General features: G+C 68.0%; 15 protein-coding genes. 9 read left to right on the top strand and 6 right to left on the bottom strand.

Going from position 1 to position 16,164, the window contains the following annotated elements; genetic code table 11:
- Window positions 1-70: 70 nt before the first annotated feature.
- Window positions 71-874, top strand: coding sequence for a hypothetical protein (locus PL79_RS16595; protein WP_044846433.1), 804 nt, complete (start codon window positions 71-73; stop codon window positions 872-874).
- 35 nt (window positions 875-909) lie between these two features.
- On the opposite strand, the gene PL79_RS16590 is transcribed toward PL79_RS16595, so the two are convergent.
- From PL79_RS16590 to PL79_RS16575, 4 genes are all read right to left on the bottom strand, one after another.
- Window positions 910-1,386, bottom strand: a complete 477-nt coding sequence (locus tag PL79_RS16590) for a DNA-deoxyinosine glycosylase (RefSeq protein ID WP_044846432.1) — start codon at window positions 1,384-1,386, stop codon at window positions 910-912.
- Window positions 1,386-1,985: a chorismate--pyruvate lyase family protein gene (locus PL79_RS16585; protein WP_044846453.1), complete on the bottom strand. Its 600-nt coding sequence runs from the start codon at window positions 1,983-1,985 to the stop codon at window positions 1,386-1,388. The genes PL79_RS16590 and PL79_RS16585 overlap by 1 nt, the downstream gene beginning before the upstream one ends.
- A gap of 8 nt (window positions 1,986-1,993) precedes the next feature.
- A complete protein-coding gene (htpG, locus tag PL79_RS16580; RefSeq protein ID WP_044846431.1) occupies window positions 1,994-3,892 on the bottom strand; it encodes a molecular chaperone HtpG in 1,899 nt (632 codons plus the stop codon).
- Between the two features lie 159 nt (window positions 3,893-4,051).
- Complete coding sequence (locus tag PL79_RS16575; protein ID WP_044846430.1) at window positions 4,052-5,512, bottom strand: aminotransferase-like domain-containing protein; 1,461 nt, start codon at window positions 5,510-5,512, stop codon at window positions 4,052-4,054.
- Between the two features lie 230 nt (window positions 5,513-5,742).
- Between PL79_RS16575 and PL79_RS16570 the strand changes: the two genes are divergently transcribed.
- From PL79_RS16570 to PL79_RS16540, 7 genes are all read left to right on the top strand, one after another.
- A complete protein-coding gene (locus tag PL79_RS16570; protein ID WP_044846429.1) occupies window positions 5,743-6,435 on the top strand; it encodes a VOC family protein in 693 nt (230 codons plus the stop codon).
- 54 nt (window positions 6,436-6,489) lie between these two features.
- Window positions 6,490-7,398, top strand: a complete 909-nt coding sequence (locus tag PL79_RS16565; protein WP_006752871.1) for a DMT family transporter — start codon at window positions 6,490-6,492, stop codon at window positions 7,396-7,398.
- Window positions 7,399-7,550: 152 nt separating this feature from the next.
- Window positions 7,551-8,732, top strand: a complete 1,182-nt coding sequence (locus tag PL79_RS16560) for an aminotransferase-like domain-containing protein (RefSeq protein WP_044846428.1) — start codon at window positions 7,551-7,553, stop codon at window positions 8,730-8,732.
- 50 nt (window positions 8,733-8,782) lie between these two features.
- Window positions 8,783-9,241 (top strand): RidA family protein, encoded by a 459-nt coding sequence (locus PL79_RS16555; protein ID WP_039319604.1) that lies wholly within the window; start codon window positions 8,783-8,785, stop codon window positions 9,239-9,241.
- A gap of 13 nt (window positions 9,242-9,254) precedes the next feature.
- Window positions 9,255-10,136, top strand: a complete 882-nt coding sequence (locus tag PL79_RS16550) for a PhzF family phenazine biosynthesis protein (RefSeq protein ID WP_044846427.1) — start codon at window positions 9,255-9,257, stop codon at window positions 10,134-10,136.
- A 220-nt stretch (window positions 10,137-10,356) separates the two neighbouring features.
- Window positions 10,357-12,696 carry a bifunctional diguanylate cyclase/phosphodiesterase gene (locus PL79_RS16545; RefSeq protein WP_044846426.1) on the top strand — a complete coding sequence of 780 codons (2,340 nt, stop codon included), beginning with the start codon at window positions 10,357-10,359 and terminating at the stop codon, window positions 12,694-12,696.
- A gap of 201 nt (window positions 12,697-12,897) precedes the next feature.
- Entirely contained in the window at window positions 12,898-14,106 is a 1,209-nt protein-coding gene (locus PL79_RS16540; RefSeq protein ID WP_044846452.1) for a chromate transporter, read from the top strand.
- A 42-nt stretch (window positions 14,107-14,148) separates the two neighbouring features.
- Here the strand turns inward: PL79_RS16540 and PL79_RS16535 are convergent, their stop codons facing one another.
- Entirely contained in the window at window positions 14,149-14,595 is a 447-nt protein-coding gene (locus PL79_RS16535; RefSeq protein ID WP_044846451.1) for a multidrug/biocide efflux PACE transporter, read from the bottom strand.
- Between the two features lie 113 nt (window positions 14,596-14,708).
- Between PL79_RS16535 and PL79_RS16530 the strand changes: the two genes are divergently transcribed.
- Entirely contained in the window at window positions 14,709-15,593 is an 885-nt protein-coding gene (locus PL79_RS16530) for a LysR family transcriptional regulator (RefSeq protein WP_044846425.1), read from the top strand.
- Window positions 15,594-15,660: 67 nt separating this feature from the next.
- Here PL79_RS16530 and PL79_RS16525 read toward each other — a convergent pair whose 3' ends face one another.
- On the bottom strand, window positions 15,661-16,119 hold the full coding sequence (locus PL79_RS16525) for a CopD family protein (protein ID WP_044846424.1): 459 nt from the start codon (window positions 16,117-16,119) through the stop codon (window positions 15,661-15,663).
- Window positions 16,120-16,164: the final 45 nt, after the last annotated feature.

The raw sequence follows: 16,164 nt of genomic DNA, 5'->3' as shown, positions 1-16,164 counted from the left end.
GCCCCTGCGACGGCGCGGAGGGTGCGGCGCGTTGCCGGAATGGCTCATACACGGAAACCTGGAGGTTGCGATGGCCGATCACGACAGACTGCATCCACTCCGTCCGTTCCTGAAGAATTGGGTTTGGGAGCACGGCCGAATCGGGACGCGCTATCTCGACTGCGTCGATGGCGAAATCAAGTTCGATGCAGGCAAGAAATCGCATTTCGCTGCCGAGAAATATATCTACGTGCCGCTGGGCAAGAACCCTGACGACGACGCATCCGCGGAGGGTCCTGCGATCCACGAGGAAGGACTTGCCCGCTTTTTGCGGGCTGCGCAACTGGGCACGCCAGGGGAAGCCGGTTCTGTAGCGGAGGTTCAGCGCGCGGTGCAGGACTGCGTGGAGATCGGCCTGTTCAGCGCGTATCAACGGGAGGCTCGACAGGCATTTGCCCGCTACGCGCAGGAAGCCATGTTCGACGACGAGATCCGCGCGGCGATTGTCGACGACATCCGTCGAATTTACGTCGCCATGCGAGAGCAGCTGGCGCTGTACGATTTCAGTGTGCTCTACGGCTTGCCTATGCCGCTGCTGATCAGCGACACACCGTTCATCGACTGGCGCGTGAGCGCCAGTCCGGCACTTCCGTTCGTATCGCTTCCGCTGGGACCTTACTGCCTGCTGGTAGGCGCGCCGTCGGGCAGGAGTAGCCGAATCGGCCCGGTGGTCTGGAAGGCCGCTGCCGCGATGGGTCCGTTGAAGGACCACAACCGCCGGATCGAGGAGCACGCACGTCTGTGGCTGGTGGCGACCACCGACGACCAACTCGTCGCAGCACAAGGTCGCATTGCCGCGGCCAGGGGCGCCAGGCACCTGCCGCCGCCCACCTGATACCGCTTCACCGAATCCTCGGAATCCGGCGCGCCTCAGGTGCGAAGGGCGCGCCAGAGCACCAGTTTCTGTTCGAACGACAACGTCGCATTCGCCGGACTCGACGAAGGCAACACGAGCGTTTCATAACCCGCCGCGCCGATCACATCGGCAAACCGCCCTGCCGTCTTGCCGTTGAAGCAGACTTTCTTCAGCAACGGCGCATGCTCGCGCAACGAAGCAAAGTCGTTCGGCTTCGCATTCCGGATCGCCGAATCGAGACTGCCTTTGCGATGGCATGCATCGAGCACGTCCCAGATGCCGATGCCGTGCGCAAGCACGCGTTCGAGCCGCGCGTCATACACGAGTTCGTGCAGCCCGGGTTCGCCGAGCACCGCACCGAGCAACCGCCAGAACTGGTTGCGCGGATGCGCGTAGTACTGCGCGGCATCGAGCGACGCCTCGCCCGGAAAGCTGCCGAGAATCATCGTATGCGTATGCGGACCGACGACCGGCGGAAAGCCTTGCAGCATCACGCTGCTCCGCGCGGTCCGACGGAGCGCGGCCCGTCGCCGTGCGCATCGAGATGGCGCCACAGCGCGGGCAACATGCATTCGGTGACCATCAGCGGCTTGCCGCGCCGCTGGAACACCGAGCGCCGCGCGGCGAACGCATGCGGCGCGCGCACGCCCGCGCCGAGCGCATGGCTCGCGAGCGCATACAGCGGATGACCGGCGATCACGCGCCGGCTGACGAGCGCGGAGCGCTCGACCTGCGGATCGCTGTACAGCAGCTCCGCGAGCGGCCGCGTGCGCAGCCGCCGCATCGCCTGCCACACGCCCTTGCTGGCCGCGAGCGGCGCGATGCTGTGCGCGGCGACGTACGGCGTGCCGTCGACCGACAGGATCACCTCGCGCACCCACATCGGCGCGCGCGGCGCACTGTCGAGCGCGTCCGGCTCGTCGAACCACGGACAGTCGACGGCCTCGCGCGTCACGCGCACGCTCACGCTACCGAGCCGCGCGAGATGCGCGGTCAGCGAACCGCCGCGCGTCAGCCAGTCGCGCTGGTCGAGCGTGCAGCCGGGCCGGGGCGTGTCGCGCCAGCCCGCCCGTGCGCCGTCGAATCGCATCCGCGCGTTCACGCGCTGCGCGACAGCAGCAGCGCGTTGGTCCGCTTCACGAAGCTCGCCGGATCGTCGAGCATCCCGCCCTCGGCCAGCAATGCCTGGTCGAACAGCAGATGGCACCAGTCGCCGAAGTTGGCGCTGTCGGCGTTCAACTGCTTCACGAGCGCGTGCTCCGGATTGATCTCGAGGATCGGCTGCATCGCCGGCGCGTTCTGGCCGGCCGCCTTCAGCATCCGCTGCAGATAGCCGCTCATGTCGTTGTCGTCGGCGACGAGGCACGACGGCGAATCGGTCAGGCGGAACGTGACGCGCACTTCCTTCACCTTGTCGCCGAGCGCTTCCTTCATCTTCTCGACGACCGGCTTGATCGCCTCGCCCGCCTGCTCCTGCGCCTTCTTTTCCTCGTCGTTCAGCTCGCCGAGGTCGAGATCGCCGCGCGCCACGCTCGCGAGCGGCTTGCCGTCGAACTCGTGCAGGAACGACAGCATCCATTCGTCGACGCGATCGGTCAGCAGCAGCACCTCGACCCCCTTCTTGCGGAACACTTCCAGGTGCGGGCTGTTCTTCGCGGCCTGCCACGTATCGGCGGTCACGTAGTAGATCTTGCTCTGCTCGGGCTTCATGCGCGACACGTAGTCGGCGAGCGACACGTCCTGCGCGTCGGTGTCGCCGTGCGTCGATGCGAAGCGCAGCAGCTTCGCGATGCGCTCGCGGTTCGCGTGATCCTCGCCGAGGCCTTCCTTCAGCACCTGGCCGAACGCGCTCCAGAACGTCTTGTACTTCTCCTTGCCGGCATCCTCTTCCGCGTTCGCGAGCTCTTCGAGCATCGACAGCGCGCGCTTGGTTACGCCTTCGCGGATCGCCTTCACGTCGCGGCTTTCCTGCAGGATTTCACGCGATACGTTGAGCGGCAGGTCGGCCGAATCGACGACGCCCTTCACGAAGCGCAGGTATTGCGGCAGCAGCTGCTCGGCGTCGTCCATGATGAACACGCGCTTCACGTACAGCTTCAGGCCGCCGCGGTAGTCGCGGTTCCACAGGTCGAACGGCGCGTGCGCCGGCACGAACAGCAGCTGCGTGTATTCGCTGCGGCCCTCGACGCGGTTGTGGGTCCACGTGAGCGGATCCTGGTGGTCGTGCGCGATGTGCTGGTAGAACTGCGTGTACTGCTCGTCGGTGACGTCGCTCTTCGAACGCGTCCACAGCGCGCTCGCCTGGTTGACCGTCTCGTCCTCGTCCTTCAGGACCATCTCGCCCTTTTCCTGATCCCACTCTTCCTTCTGCATCAGGATCGGCAGCGCGATGTGATCGGAGTACTTCTGGATGATCGACTTCAGGCGGTGCGACGACAGCAGCTCGTCCTCGCCTTCGCGCAGGTGCAGCGTGATCTTCGTGCCGCGCTGCGCGCGCTCGATCGCGTCGATCGTGAAATCGCCCTCGCCCGCGCTTTCCCAGCGCACGGCTTCGTTCGCCGGCAGGCCCGCACGGCGCGTCTCGACGGTGATCTTGTCCGCGACGATGAAGCCCGAGTAGAAGCCGACGCCGAACTGGCCGATCAGCGCCGCGTCCTTCTGCTGGTCGCCGGACAGCTTCGTGAAGAATTCCTTGGTGCCCGAACGCGCGATCGTGCCGAGGTTCGCGATCGCCTCGTCGCGGCTCATGCCGATGCCGTTGTCCTCGATCGTGATCGTGCGTGCCGCCTTGTCGAAGCCGATGCGGATGCGCAGGTTCGGATCGTTCTCGTACAGCGCGTTGTCCGCGAGCCCTTCGAAACGCAGCTTGTCGGCCGCGTCGGACGCGTTCGACACCAGTTCGCGCAGGAAGATTTCCTTGTTGCTGTAGAGCGAATGAATCATCAGGTGGAGGAGTTGCTTGACCTCTGCCTGAAAGCTCATCGTTTCGTGTGCCATGGATGCTGTTTCCTCTTACTTGAACTTGAATGGTGTAGCGCGGGTGCGCCGGCGCGCGATGCCGGCGGGCCCGTCAAGGACGACCGCCTGGCGCAGGCGGTTTGCGCGGGTATCTGGGGACGGGCGAGCGGATTTCAAGGGGCGGCGTGCCGCCCGCCGTCACGACGCGCGCCGCGCCGCCGATTCGATATAGCGCGCGAGAAACCCCGGCAGCGCCGGATCGCCGCAGTTCGCGACATTGAAGCGCGTCCATGTCGACGACGACTGCTGCGGCGAGAACAGGCTTCCCGGCGTCAGCAGGAAGCCTTCCTCGTGCGCGGCGGCCGCGAGCGCATCCGAATCAACGCCCGTGTCGGCCCACAGGAACATCCCGGCCGCCGGCATCGTGAAGAGCCGCAGCCCGGTACGCTCGAGCATCCGCGCGGTCTTGTCGCGCACGCCGTCGAGCCGCGCGCGCAGCCGCTCGACGTGGCGCCGGTAGTGCCCTTCGGTCAGGATCTTGTACAACACGCGCTCGTTGAGCTCCGGCGTCGTCATCCCGACCAGCATCTTCTGGTCGGTGACCGCCTTCGCGATCTCCGGCGCGCAGGCGACATAGCCGACCCGCAAATTCGCCGCGAGCGTCTTCGAATAGCTGCCCAGGTAGATCACGCGCTTCAACTGGTCGAGGCTCGCGAGCCGCGTGGCCGAATAGCTCGGCGGGCACAGGTCGCCGTACACGTCGTCCTCGACGACGAGGAAGTCGTACGCCTCCGCGAGCTTCAGGATCCGGAACGCCTGCGCGGCCGACAGCGACGTGCCGGTCGGGTTCTGCAGCACCGAATTGATCACGAGCATCTTCGGCCGCCACATCTGCACGAGCGTTTCCAGCGCGTCGAGATCGGGGCCGTCGGGCGTATAGGGCATCCCGACCAGTTGCGCGCCCTGCGACGCGAAGCGGCCGAACATCTGGAACCACGCGGGATCGCCGACGATCACCGCATCGCCGGGCCGCACGTAGATCCGCGAGATCAAGTCGATCGCCTGCGTGATGCCCGACACCATCACGAGCTGCTCGGGCTTCGCGCCGATCTCGACTTCCGCGAGCCGCGTCTGCAGCTGCTGGCGCAGCGGCAGGAAACCCTGCGCGGTGCCGAAACCGAGCATCTGCGCGCCGGACTGGCGCCCGAGCGCGCGCAGCGCACCGGTGATCAGCTCGCCGTCGAGCCAGCGGCCCGGCAGGTAGCCGAGACCCGGCCCTTTTTCCGGGCTGGCGGTATGCAGCATGTTGCGCAGCAGCCAGACCACGTCGATCGTGTTGTGCACCGGCGCGGCCTCGGCCACGCGCACCACGTTGTCGGCCGGCAGCGGGCCGGTGGCCGTGCGCTCGCGCACGTAAAAACCCGAGCCGCGCCGCGAGTCGAGGTAGCCCTGCGCGACGAGCCGTTCGTACGCTTCCACCACGGTGAAGCGCGACACGCTCTTGTCGAGCGCGAGCTTGCGGATCGACGGCATCCGCATGCCGGGCCGGAATACGCGTTCGTCGATGCGGCGCCGCGCCCACTGGACGAGCTGGTCGACGAGCGTGAGCGTGGCCGTATCGTGCGGCGCGGGAATCTGGGCGAGTGGGACGGTGGACATGGGCGGCGGCTCCAACTGTACCGAAGGCTACCGCGCCGATTGTACCGTTACTGTGCCGGTGCCGACGATTACAGTTGACCGGAATGGCGATCGTGCGGCCGCCGTTCCGGCCCCGCCGTACGCGGCGCAGCCCCGTCCGGCCTGCCTTCGCGGCCGGGCACCAGCCGGCCGCCCGACCGTCCCGCGCATCGCCCGCCTACCATGACACTTTCGCTTCCCGACCGACGTTCATGCCAGCCCGCTCCCTGACCCTCGACCATCTCGTGATCGCCGCGCGTACGCTCGACGAAGGCGTGCGCCACGTCGCCGACGCGCTCGGCATCGAACCGGCCGGCGGCGGCCGCCATCCGCTGATGCGCACCCACAACGCGCTGTTCGGCGCGTGGGGCGGGCTGTACCTCGAAGTGATCGCGATCGATCGCGACGCGCCCGTGACAGGCGACGACGCCACGCCGCCGCGCGCGCGGCTCTTCGCGCTCGACGATCCGGCGATGCACGCACGGCTCGCGCAGGGCCCGTTCCTCGCGCACTGGGTCGCGCGCGTCGACCGCCCGCGCCGGCTCGCGCTGTGGCAAAGCCAGTACCCGACGCGCATCGCACCGGTCGTCGCGATGCGGCGCGGCGACCTGAGCTGGGGCCTCACGGTGCCCGACGACGGCGCGTTCCCCGCGTGGCAAGGCGCCGGCGACGGCCTCATGCCGTCGCTGATCCAGTGGGACAGCCCGCGCCATCCGGCCGAATCGCTGCCGGACAACGGCGTCGCGCTGAAGGCGCTCAAGGGCGTCCACCCGCGTGCGGACGCCGTCCGCGAGCAGCTCGACTGGCTCGGCGCCGGCCATCTGCTCGACCTCGACAGCGGCGACGGCCCGCCGGCGCTCGTCGCCGAATTCGACACGCCGCAAGGCACACGCACGCTGCGCTGACCGCCCGGCCACTCTTTCGATTACCCGAACCCTGCAATACGGAGCACCCAGTCCATGAATTCGCGCGAAACCCGGGGCATGCTGCTCGGCCTCATCGGCGTGATGATCTTCAGCCTCACGCTGCCGATGACGCGTATCGTCGTCTCCGAACTCAACCCGCTGCTGAACGGGCTCGGCCGCGCGCTCGCCGCGTCGGTGCCGGCCGGCCTGCTGCTGTGGTGGCGCCGCGAACGGCTGCCGACCCGCGCGCAGCTGAAAAGCCTCGCGGTCGTGTCGGCCGGCGTGATCATCGCGTATCCGGTGTTCTCCGCGTGGGCGATGAAGACCGTGCCGGCGTCGCACGGCGCGGTCGTCAACGGCCTGCAGCCGCTGTTCGTCGCGCTGTACGCGGCGTGGCTGTCGCATGAACGGCCGTCGAAGGCGTTCTGGGCCAGTGCGCTGGCCGGCAGCGCGCTGGTGATCGCGTTCGCGCTGCGCGACGGCGGCGGGACGGTGCAGGCCGGCGACGCGCTGATGCTCGTCGCGGTCGGCATCGGCGCGCTCGGCTATGCGGAAGGCGCGCGCCTCGCGCGCCAGATCGGCGGCTGGCAGGTGATCTGCTGGGCGCTCGTCGTGTCCGCGCCGTTCCTCGTGCTGCCGGTCGGCTGGCTCGCATGGACGCAGCACGTCGCGCACCCTGCCCCGCTCGCGCTGCGCACGTGGCTCGCGTTCGGCTACGTGACCCTCTTTTCGCAATTCATCGGCTTTTTCGCGTGGTACGCGGGGCTCGCCATGGGCGGCATCGCGCGCGTCGGCCAGGTGCAACTGCTGCAGATCTTCTTCACGATCGCCTTTTCCGCGCTGCTGTTCGGCGAAACGGTGACGCCGTCGACCTGGCTGTTCGCGGCCGCCGTGATCGCGACCGTGATGCTCGGCCGGCGCTCGGCGGTGGCCACGGCCCCGCGTCCCGCTCGCGCCGGTTGATGAGGTGCGCCATAATGTCCGTTTTGCCTGAACGGTTTTGCCCACCCGGCCGCGACGGCCCGATCGCGCTCCCGCACGCCCACCCGGCTGCGTCGACGCAATCTGCCTGACCGACCTTTCTTGACTGACCACGATATCCGAACGAGGAGACTATGAATCCGAGCGACCTGCATCCGCCGCACTGGCAGCTTTCCGAACGCGCCCGCAAGCTGACGAGCTCTGCGATCCGCGAGATCCTGAAGGTCACGGAACGCCCCGAGGTCATCTCGTTCGCAGGCGGCCTGCCCGCTCCCGCGACGTTCCCGGCCGAGCGCATGCGCGCCGCGGCCGACCGCGTGCTGCGCGATGCGCCTGCCGCCGCACTCCAGTACAGCGCGACCGAAGGCTACCTGCCGCTGCGCGAATGGATCGCCGAGCGCTACAGCGTGCGCGTGTCGCAGGTGCTGATCACGACCGGCTCGCAGCAGGCGCTCGACCTGCTCGGCAAGGCGCTGATCGATCCGGACAGCCCGATCCTCGTCGAAACCCCGACCTACCTCGGCGCGCTGCAGTCGTTCTCGCTGTACGAGCCGCGCTACGTGCAGGTGCCGACCGACGAGCAGGGCCTGCTGCCCGAAGGCCTCACGCCCGCGCTCACGCAAGGCGCACGCCTCCTGTACGCGCAGCCGAACTTCCAGAACCCGACCGGCCGCCGCCTGCCCGTCGAGCGCCGCCGCGCGCTCGCCGCGTTCGCGCAGTCGAGCCCGTTCCCGGTGCTGGAAGACGACCCGTACGGCGCGTTGAACTACCAGGGCGAGCCGCTGCCGACGATGCTGTCGATGGCGCCGGATCACGTCGTGCACCTCGGCACGTTCTCGAAGGTGCTCGCGCCGGGCCTGCGGATCGGCTACATCATTGCCCCCGAGGAACTCCACTTCAAGCTCGTGCAGGCCAAGCAGGCCACCGACCTGCACACGCCGACGCTCACGCAGCGCATCGCACACGAAGTGATCAAGGACGGCTTCCTCGACGAACACATCCCGACGATCCGCCAGCTGTACGGCGCGCAGTGCGAAGCGATGCTCGCGTCGCTCGCGCGCCACATGCCGGAAGGCGTCACGTGGAACCGCCCGGAAGGCGGGATGTTCATCTGGGTGGATCTGCCCCCGCAGATCGACAGCATGAAGCTGCTCGCCGCGGCGGTCGACAACCACGTCGCCTTCGTGCCGGGCGCGCCGTTCTTCGCGAACGACCCGCAGCAGAACACGCTGCGCCTGTCGTTCGTGACGGTGCCGCCGGAGAAGATCGAGGAAGGCGTCGCGCGCCTCGGCAAGCTGCTGCGCGAGCGTCTCTGATCCGCTTTTTCCCTGTCACGACTCTCTACGATCCACGAGGAATCGAATCCATGGCTAACGTCTACGACAAGCTGAAGTCGCTCGGCATCGAGCTCCCGACCGCCGGCGCACCGGCCGCCGCCTACGTGATGAGCGCGCAAAGCGGCAACACGGTCTACCTGTCGGGCCACATCGCGAAGAAGGACGGCAAGGTCTGGGCCGGCAAGCTCGGCGCCGACCTGCAGACGGAAGACGGCAAGGCGGCTGCGCGCGCGATCGCGATCGACCTGCTCGCGACGCTGCACGCGCACACGGGCGACCTGAACAAGGTCACGCGCATCGTGAAGCTGATGAGCCTCGTCAACTCGACGCTCGACTTCACCGAACAGCACATCGTGACGAACGGTGCGTCGGAACTGATCGCCGAGGTGTTCGGCGACGCCGGCAAGCACGCGCGTTCGGCGTTCGGCGTCGCGCAGATTCCGCTCGGCGCGTGCGTCGAGATCGAACTGATCGCCGAAGTCGCGTAACGGCCCCATCGAGATGACCGGTCGTCTCGTCCGCTTCAAGCAGGTCGACGTGTTCACGTCGGTGCCGTTCAAGGGCAACCCGCTCGCCGTGGTGTTCGACGCCGACTCGCTCGGCGACGACGCGATGCGCGCGATCGCCCGCTGGACGAACCTGTCGGAAACCACGTTCGTCTGCACGCCGACCAATCCGGACGCCGACTACCGCGTGCGGATCTTCACGACGGCCGGCGAGCTGCCGTTCGCCGGCCACCCGACGCTCGGCACCGCGCATGCGTTCCTGGAAAGCGGCGCGCGGCCGCGCACGCCGGGCCGGCTGGTCCAGCAATGCGGGGTCGGCCTGGTCGAACTGCGCGAACAGGCCGATGGCTGGGCATTTGCCGCGCCGCCGGCACGGTTCACGCCGCTCGACCGTTCGGACTACCCGGCACTGGCGGCCGCGTTGCGCAGCGACGCGATCGACCTGGAAGCCGAGCCGTGCGCGATCGACAACGGCGCGCCGTGGCTGGTCGTGCGGCTGAAGTCGGCCGACGCATGCATCGGCCTGGCGCCCGATCCGGCCGCGCTGGAGGCGCTCACGCGCCGCTACGGCACGGACGGCCTCGCGGTCTACGCGCCGCATGCCGAAGGCGGTCCCGCGACCTTCGAAATCCGCTGCCTGATGACGGGCGGCGACTTCGGCTTCGGCGAGGACCCGGTCACCGGCAGCGCAAACGCCGCGCTGGCCGGGCTGCTGACGCGGCAGGAACGCCGCCCCGGCCAGTCGTATACGGCCCGCCAGGGCACGGCGATCGGCCGCGACGGCCGCATCTTCGTCAGCTATGCCGAAGACGGCACCACGTGGATCGGCGGCCACGTCGTCACGGTCGTCGACGGCACCTTCCGGTCCCCCGTGTAACATTTCGCGATGTGCGACGGCGCCGGCCCGGCCGGCGCCCTACGATTCCCCCGGCTATCGCAAAAACGCTCCAGCCAGTAATATCGGGCCTAATCCGTCGCTGCGGCGGGTCTGTCCATGGTTGCGCATCCCGCGAACGAACAGACGCCGGTGCGACCCCTACCATAGCAGGCCATCCCGACGCGGGATGGCGCAAGCGAGCAGGACGCCGCCCTCTTCAATGAGCTCCGCCCGGTCAAACCACACGCCGCCGAACCGGCCGCTACGCGCGCCACGCAAGTCGCGCCGGCGCGCGCTGTTCGCGATCCCGTTGCTCGGGATGCTCGCGCTTGCGCTGCTGTGGGCCGTGATCGTCGCGCGGCTGTCGGTCGAAAAGGACAGCGCGTACAAGGAAGCGGCGGCTTCCGCGGCGATCCTGTCGTCCGCGCTCGAACAGCACACGGTCAAGGCGATCCACCAGGTCGACCAGATCACCCGCTTCGTCAAGTTCGAATTCGAGAAATCGCCCGCGCGCTTCAACCTCGCGAGCACGGTCGAAAAAGGCGTCGTGCCGAGCGACACGCTGATCCAGGTTTCGCTCGTCAACGCGAAAGGCATCCTGTTCGCGAACACGGCCGAACTCCACCCGAAGCCGATCAACCTGTCCGACCGCGAGCACTTCAAGGTCCACCTCGCGCACAACGACGATCGCCTGTACATCAGCAAGCCCGTGCTCGGCCGCGTGTCGAGCCACTGGACGCTGCAGATGACGCGGCGCCTGAACAACCCGGACGGCAGCTTCGCCGGCATCGTCGTGGTGTCGGAAGACCCGAGCTACTTCACGAACGACTTCTACAACAACGCGGCGATCGGCAAGGAAGGCGTGATCTCCGTCGTGTCGGATACGGGTGCCGTGCTCGCGCGGCGCACCGGCTCGCTCAACAACGCACCGGGGGCATTCTCCGCATCGGGCGTCTATCCGATCGCCGAGCGCGTCACGGGCACGATCATCGACCCGATCGACGGCGTCACGCGCATCGTGTCGTACCGCCACCTCGACGGCTACCCGCTCGCGGTGATGGTCGGGCTGTCGCAGACCGAGGAATACGCGGACTACTACCATACGCGCAACGTCTACCTGCTGATGACGAGCTTCATCACGCTCGCGATGCTCGCGTTCTTCGGCGTCGCGACAGGGCTGATCGGCAAGCTGCTCGGCCGCGAGCGCGAGATGACCCAGCTCGCGGAATACGACCTGCTCACCGGCCTCGCGAACCGCTACGCGACCCTGCGCGGGCTGCGCAACGACGTGTCGATGCCGGCCAGCCTGTCGCGGCTCGGCCTGCTGTTCATCGACCTCGACAACTTCAAGACCGTCAACGACACGCTCGGCCACAACGCCGGCGACATCGTGCTGCAGATGACCGCGTCGCGCCTGTCGGATGCCGTCGGCGACGAAGGCTCGCTCGCACGGATCGGCGGCGACGAGTTCGTCGTCGTGATGAAGGGCGACGACGTCGAACGGCGCGCGGTGCGGCTCGCGGAAGCGATCATCCGGATGTTCGGCGAGCCGTTCGACGTGCGCGGCAGTTCGTTCGTGCTGCATGCGAGCATCGGCATCGCGCTGCACACCGTCGCGAACGAAAGCGAAATCGACCTGCTGAAGAAGGCCGACCTCGCGATGTACAGCGCGAAGGATGCGGGCAAGAACTGCTACCAGTTCTACGCGCCGCACCTGTCGCATCGCGCGGATCACCTGATGCGCTGGGAACAGCAACTGCGCGTCGCGCTCGCCGAGGGGCAGCTGTTCCTCGCGTACCAGCCGAAGATCGACCTGACGCACCGCACGATCACCGGCTTCGAGGCGCTCGCGCGCTGGGATCACCCCGAGCACGGGGTCATCTCCGCGAACGAATTCATTTCGATCGCCGAATCGACGGGCCTGATCGTGCCGATCGGCGACTTCGTGATCCGCACCGCGTGCGAGCAGATCGCGCGCTGGCGCGACGACGGCCACGACACGCTGACGCTCGCGGTCAACATCTCGCCGGTACAGTTCTGGCGCGGCGACCTGATCGAGACGATTTCGCAGGCGCTGCAGGACACCGGCATCGACGCGAACCGGCTCGAGCTCGAGATCACCGAGACCGCGATGATGGAATATCCGGAGCTCGTGTCCGAGAAGATCGTCGCGTTGAAGAAGCTCTGCATCCGGATCGCGCTCGACGACTTCGGCACCGGCTACTCGTCGCTGTCGTACCTGCACCGCTTCTCCGTCGATACGTTGAAGGTCGACCGCTCGTTCGTGCAGGCGATCCCGAACGATCGCAGCGTGTGCGTGATGGTGTCGTCGATCGTGCATCTCGCGCGCTCGCTCGGCCTGACGGTCGTCGTCGAAGGCACCGAAACCGAGGAGCAGATCGCATGGCTGTCCGCGCTCGGCGAGATCGAGGCGCAGGGCTTCCTGTTCTCGCGCCCCGTGCCGGCCGACGCGATCCCCGCGCTGATCGCGCGCTTCGGCGTGCGCGGCAACCGGCCGAACGTCCTCGCGCACCGCGCGACCGGCAGCACCGGCGCCTGAACCCCGCAACCCGCACGGCCCATGTTGCGCGGCACATCGATTATTTCGGCTTCCGATGCGGTTGTTTAGTTCATTTACTAGCGTTTTCGCGCATGGCAGTGTCATGACCCGCGGCGGACAATCGGGAGGACCATCGTGTCGGCGGGCCGCCGGCACGTCCCTATGCGCGAGACCAGGCCCGGCACCAACCGCAACACCATCATGACCACCGTCGAAGTCGAAGCGGCCGAACGTGTCGAACAGGCACAGGCATCCCTGTGGGCCTTGTTCAAGGTCGTCGTCGGCATTTCCGCCGTGTCGTGGGGCGGGCTCTCGATGATGGCGCAGCTCGAACGCCACTACGTCGAGCGCTGGCAGCGCATCGAGCCGCACGTATTCGCCGATCTCGTCGCCCTTGCATGGCTCGTGCCAGGCCCCGTCGGCTGCAATGTCGCCGTGCAGGTCGGCCAGACGCTGCACGGCCGCGCAGGCGCGTGGGTTGCCGGCATCGCGAGCGTCCTTCCGTTCTCCGTGCTGATGACGCTGTTTGCGATCTTCTACCGCACGCCGATCGTGCGCTCGCTGGCCGCGCCGGTACTGATCAATCACTTCGGGATGGTGCTCGCCGCGCTGATCGGCGTCACGTGGGTCAAGCAGTGGCGCGCGCTCGCGCGCACGCGGCTCGAACAGGTGATCGCCGCGCTGTCGACGATTCTGCTCGCTTTCGCGCATAGTCCGGCCGCTTTCGTCGGGATTCTTTTCGCGGCGTTTGCAGCAGGCTGGCTCACCGGGCCGCCGCAACACGCCACGGTCGACGTCACGCTGTCGAAGCGCGACCGCAACCTGCTCGTGCTGCTGGCAGTACTCGTCGCGGTATTCGCACTGCCGCTGCCCGGCGACTACCAGGAGACGCTGCTGTGGCCGCGCCTCGCCGGCGCCGGCATGACGCTGTTCGGCGGCGGCTTCTCCGCGCTGCCCGTGCTCAAGACGCTGTTCGTGTCGCCGGCCACCGGCATCTCCGATCGCGACTTCACGCTCGCGTTCGCGCTGTCGCCGGTGGCGCCCGGCCCGTTGCTGAACGTCGTGCCGTTTCTCGGCTACCTGACCGACGGCTGGAGCGGTGCGCTGCTCGCGACCGCCGCGCTGTTCATTCCGTCGGGGTGTCTCGTCGTGTTCGCGCAGAACCATCTGTTCCGGCTCAAGCGCCATTCGCGCTTCGAGCACGGCATGCGCCTGCTGCGCGCGGCGACGACGGGCTTTCTCGTCGTCGCCGTCGTGAAGATCCTGCATCGCGAACCGGCCGATCCCGTCTATTGGCTCACGGGCGCCTTCGCGACGCTGTGCTTCACGCGCCTCAAGGTGCCCGTGTATGCCGTCTACGCTGCGGTCGCGATCGCATGCGGCGTGTGGCTGTGGGCCGTCGCGCACTGACGGCGGCCCCGGTCGCCGCCACCACCGCCGGACGCTTGCCGCTCAGCCCGCCGGTACCGCGACGCGGCGTGCGACCCAGCGTGCGCGCAGCGCGTCGTACGCGAGGTTGAAGCAGAACGTGTAAGGCAGGAAGAACAGCACGATGCCGAGGTCGAGCAGCAGCGCCTCGACGAGGCTCACGTTCAGCCACCACGCGGCGACCGGCACCACCATCGCGACGAGACCGAGCTCGAACGCGACCGCATGCGCGATCCGCATGCCGAGCGTGCGCGTGAGGCCCGCCCGCCGCTCGAAGCGGTCGAACAGCGTGTTGAACGTCATGTTCCAGGCCATCGCGATCAGCGACACCATCACCGTCAGCACGCCGACGTGCGACACCGGCATGTCGAGCAGCCACGCGCCGATCGGCGCGCACAGCGCGATCGCCACCAGCTCGAACGTCAGCGCATGAACGAGACGTTCCGTCACCGTTTTGTTGATCTGTTTCATGGTTCCCTCCGATGCGTTCGTACAATCGATGCCGGCCATTTTGATCGGCGAAACCGCGTGAATCCAGTTTGATATCATCGGTTTTACCGATATAAAGCCCTGAGACCCGCCGCATGCGCCATGCCCCCGAAGCCCTGCTCGCCTTCGCCGAAGCCGCGCTGCTCGGCTCGTTCACGGCCGCTGCCCGCAAGCTCGGCAAGCGCCAGTCGACGGTGTCCGAAGCGATCGCGAACCTCGAGATCGATCTCGGCGTGCAGCTGTTCGACCGCTCGACGCGCACACCGACGCTGACCGATGCCGGCCGCGCGCTGCTCCCGCAGGTGCAGCGTGCGCTGGAGGCCGGCGCGGCGATCGACCGCACCGCCGCGCGGCTCGCGCAGGGCGAGGAAGCGCGGCTGACGCTCGTCGTGTCCGACACGTACCAGTCGAAGCGTTACGAGGAAACCTTGATGGCGCTCGAGCGGCGCTTTCCGGCGCTCGAGCTCGAATGCCAGATTGCCGAGCACGAGGACGTGCTCGACCTGATCCAGCAGGGTCGCGCACAGCTCGGGCTGATGGCCGCGCGCGCGGTCTATCCGCCCGATATCGGCGCGGCGACGGTGGCGGAAGAGTCGGAGATCGGCCTGTTCGTCGGGCGCACGCACGCGCTGTCGGCCTATGGCGACGCCGACGTGCCGCATGCGGCGCTGCGCGACGCGCGCGAGCTGCGCCTCAATACGTATGTGAAACCGGAGGATCGCGGCGCCGCCGACCGGATCGTCGTCGGCACGCAGCGCTGGCTCGCGCCGAGCTACCTGATGCTGCTGGAGATGGCGGTGCTGGGGTTCGGCTGGGCCGAGCTGCCGCGCTGGATGGTCGAGCACTTCGCGCGCGATCGGCTGTGCGAGCTGCGCGCGCGCGGCTGGCCGCGCCGCGTGCGGGTCGATGCCGTGTGGTCGCGCAACCGGCCGCTCGGCCCGGCCGGCGCGTGGCTGCTCGACGCGATGCTGGCCGCGTAGCGGCGCGCGGCACCGCGCCGGCGGCGAGCGCCGAACGGCGCCGCGCAATCAGAGGCCGGCGAGGCGATCAGAAGCCGCGCGACAGCACGGCCGCGCCGATCGTCACGACGCCGAGCACGAGGTTGACGACGACCAGGAGGCGCACCGTGTTCACCGCGCGCGCACCGTCCGGCCAGTTCTGCGCCTGCACCGCGCGGCGGATGCGCGGGAACAGCGCGAAGCGGATATGGCCGAAGATCAGCATCATCACGACGCCGAGCCCCGCCATCGCATGCAGCGTCCACGTCGCGTGCGCGCCGCCGAAGGCCGTGAGCAGGAAACCGCCGGACAGCAGGATCACGATCACCGAGCCCGACACCCAGTTGAAGAAGCGGCCGAACACGCCCTCGATCAGCGGCAGCCGCAGCTGTGGCGTCAGGTCGGACAGCGCCGGGCGCAGGCAGAAGTGCGCGAAGACCATCCCGCCCACCCACACGGCGACGGCCAGCAGATGAAGAAACAGCGCGACGGCAACGGCGTGGGACATGGCGGCAATCCTGTTATGAGTTGAGTGCAACGAACAGCCGCGTCA

The sequence above is a fragment of the Burkholderia sp. USMB20 genome (assembly GCF_000949135.2).
Taxonomy (GTDB): domain Bacteria; phylum Pseudomonadota; class Gammaproteobacteria; order Burkholderiales; family Burkholderiaceae; genus Burkholderia.
The sequence above is the reverse complement of the archived record's forward strand: the minus strand, read 5'-3'. Positions and strand labels throughout refer to the sequence as shown.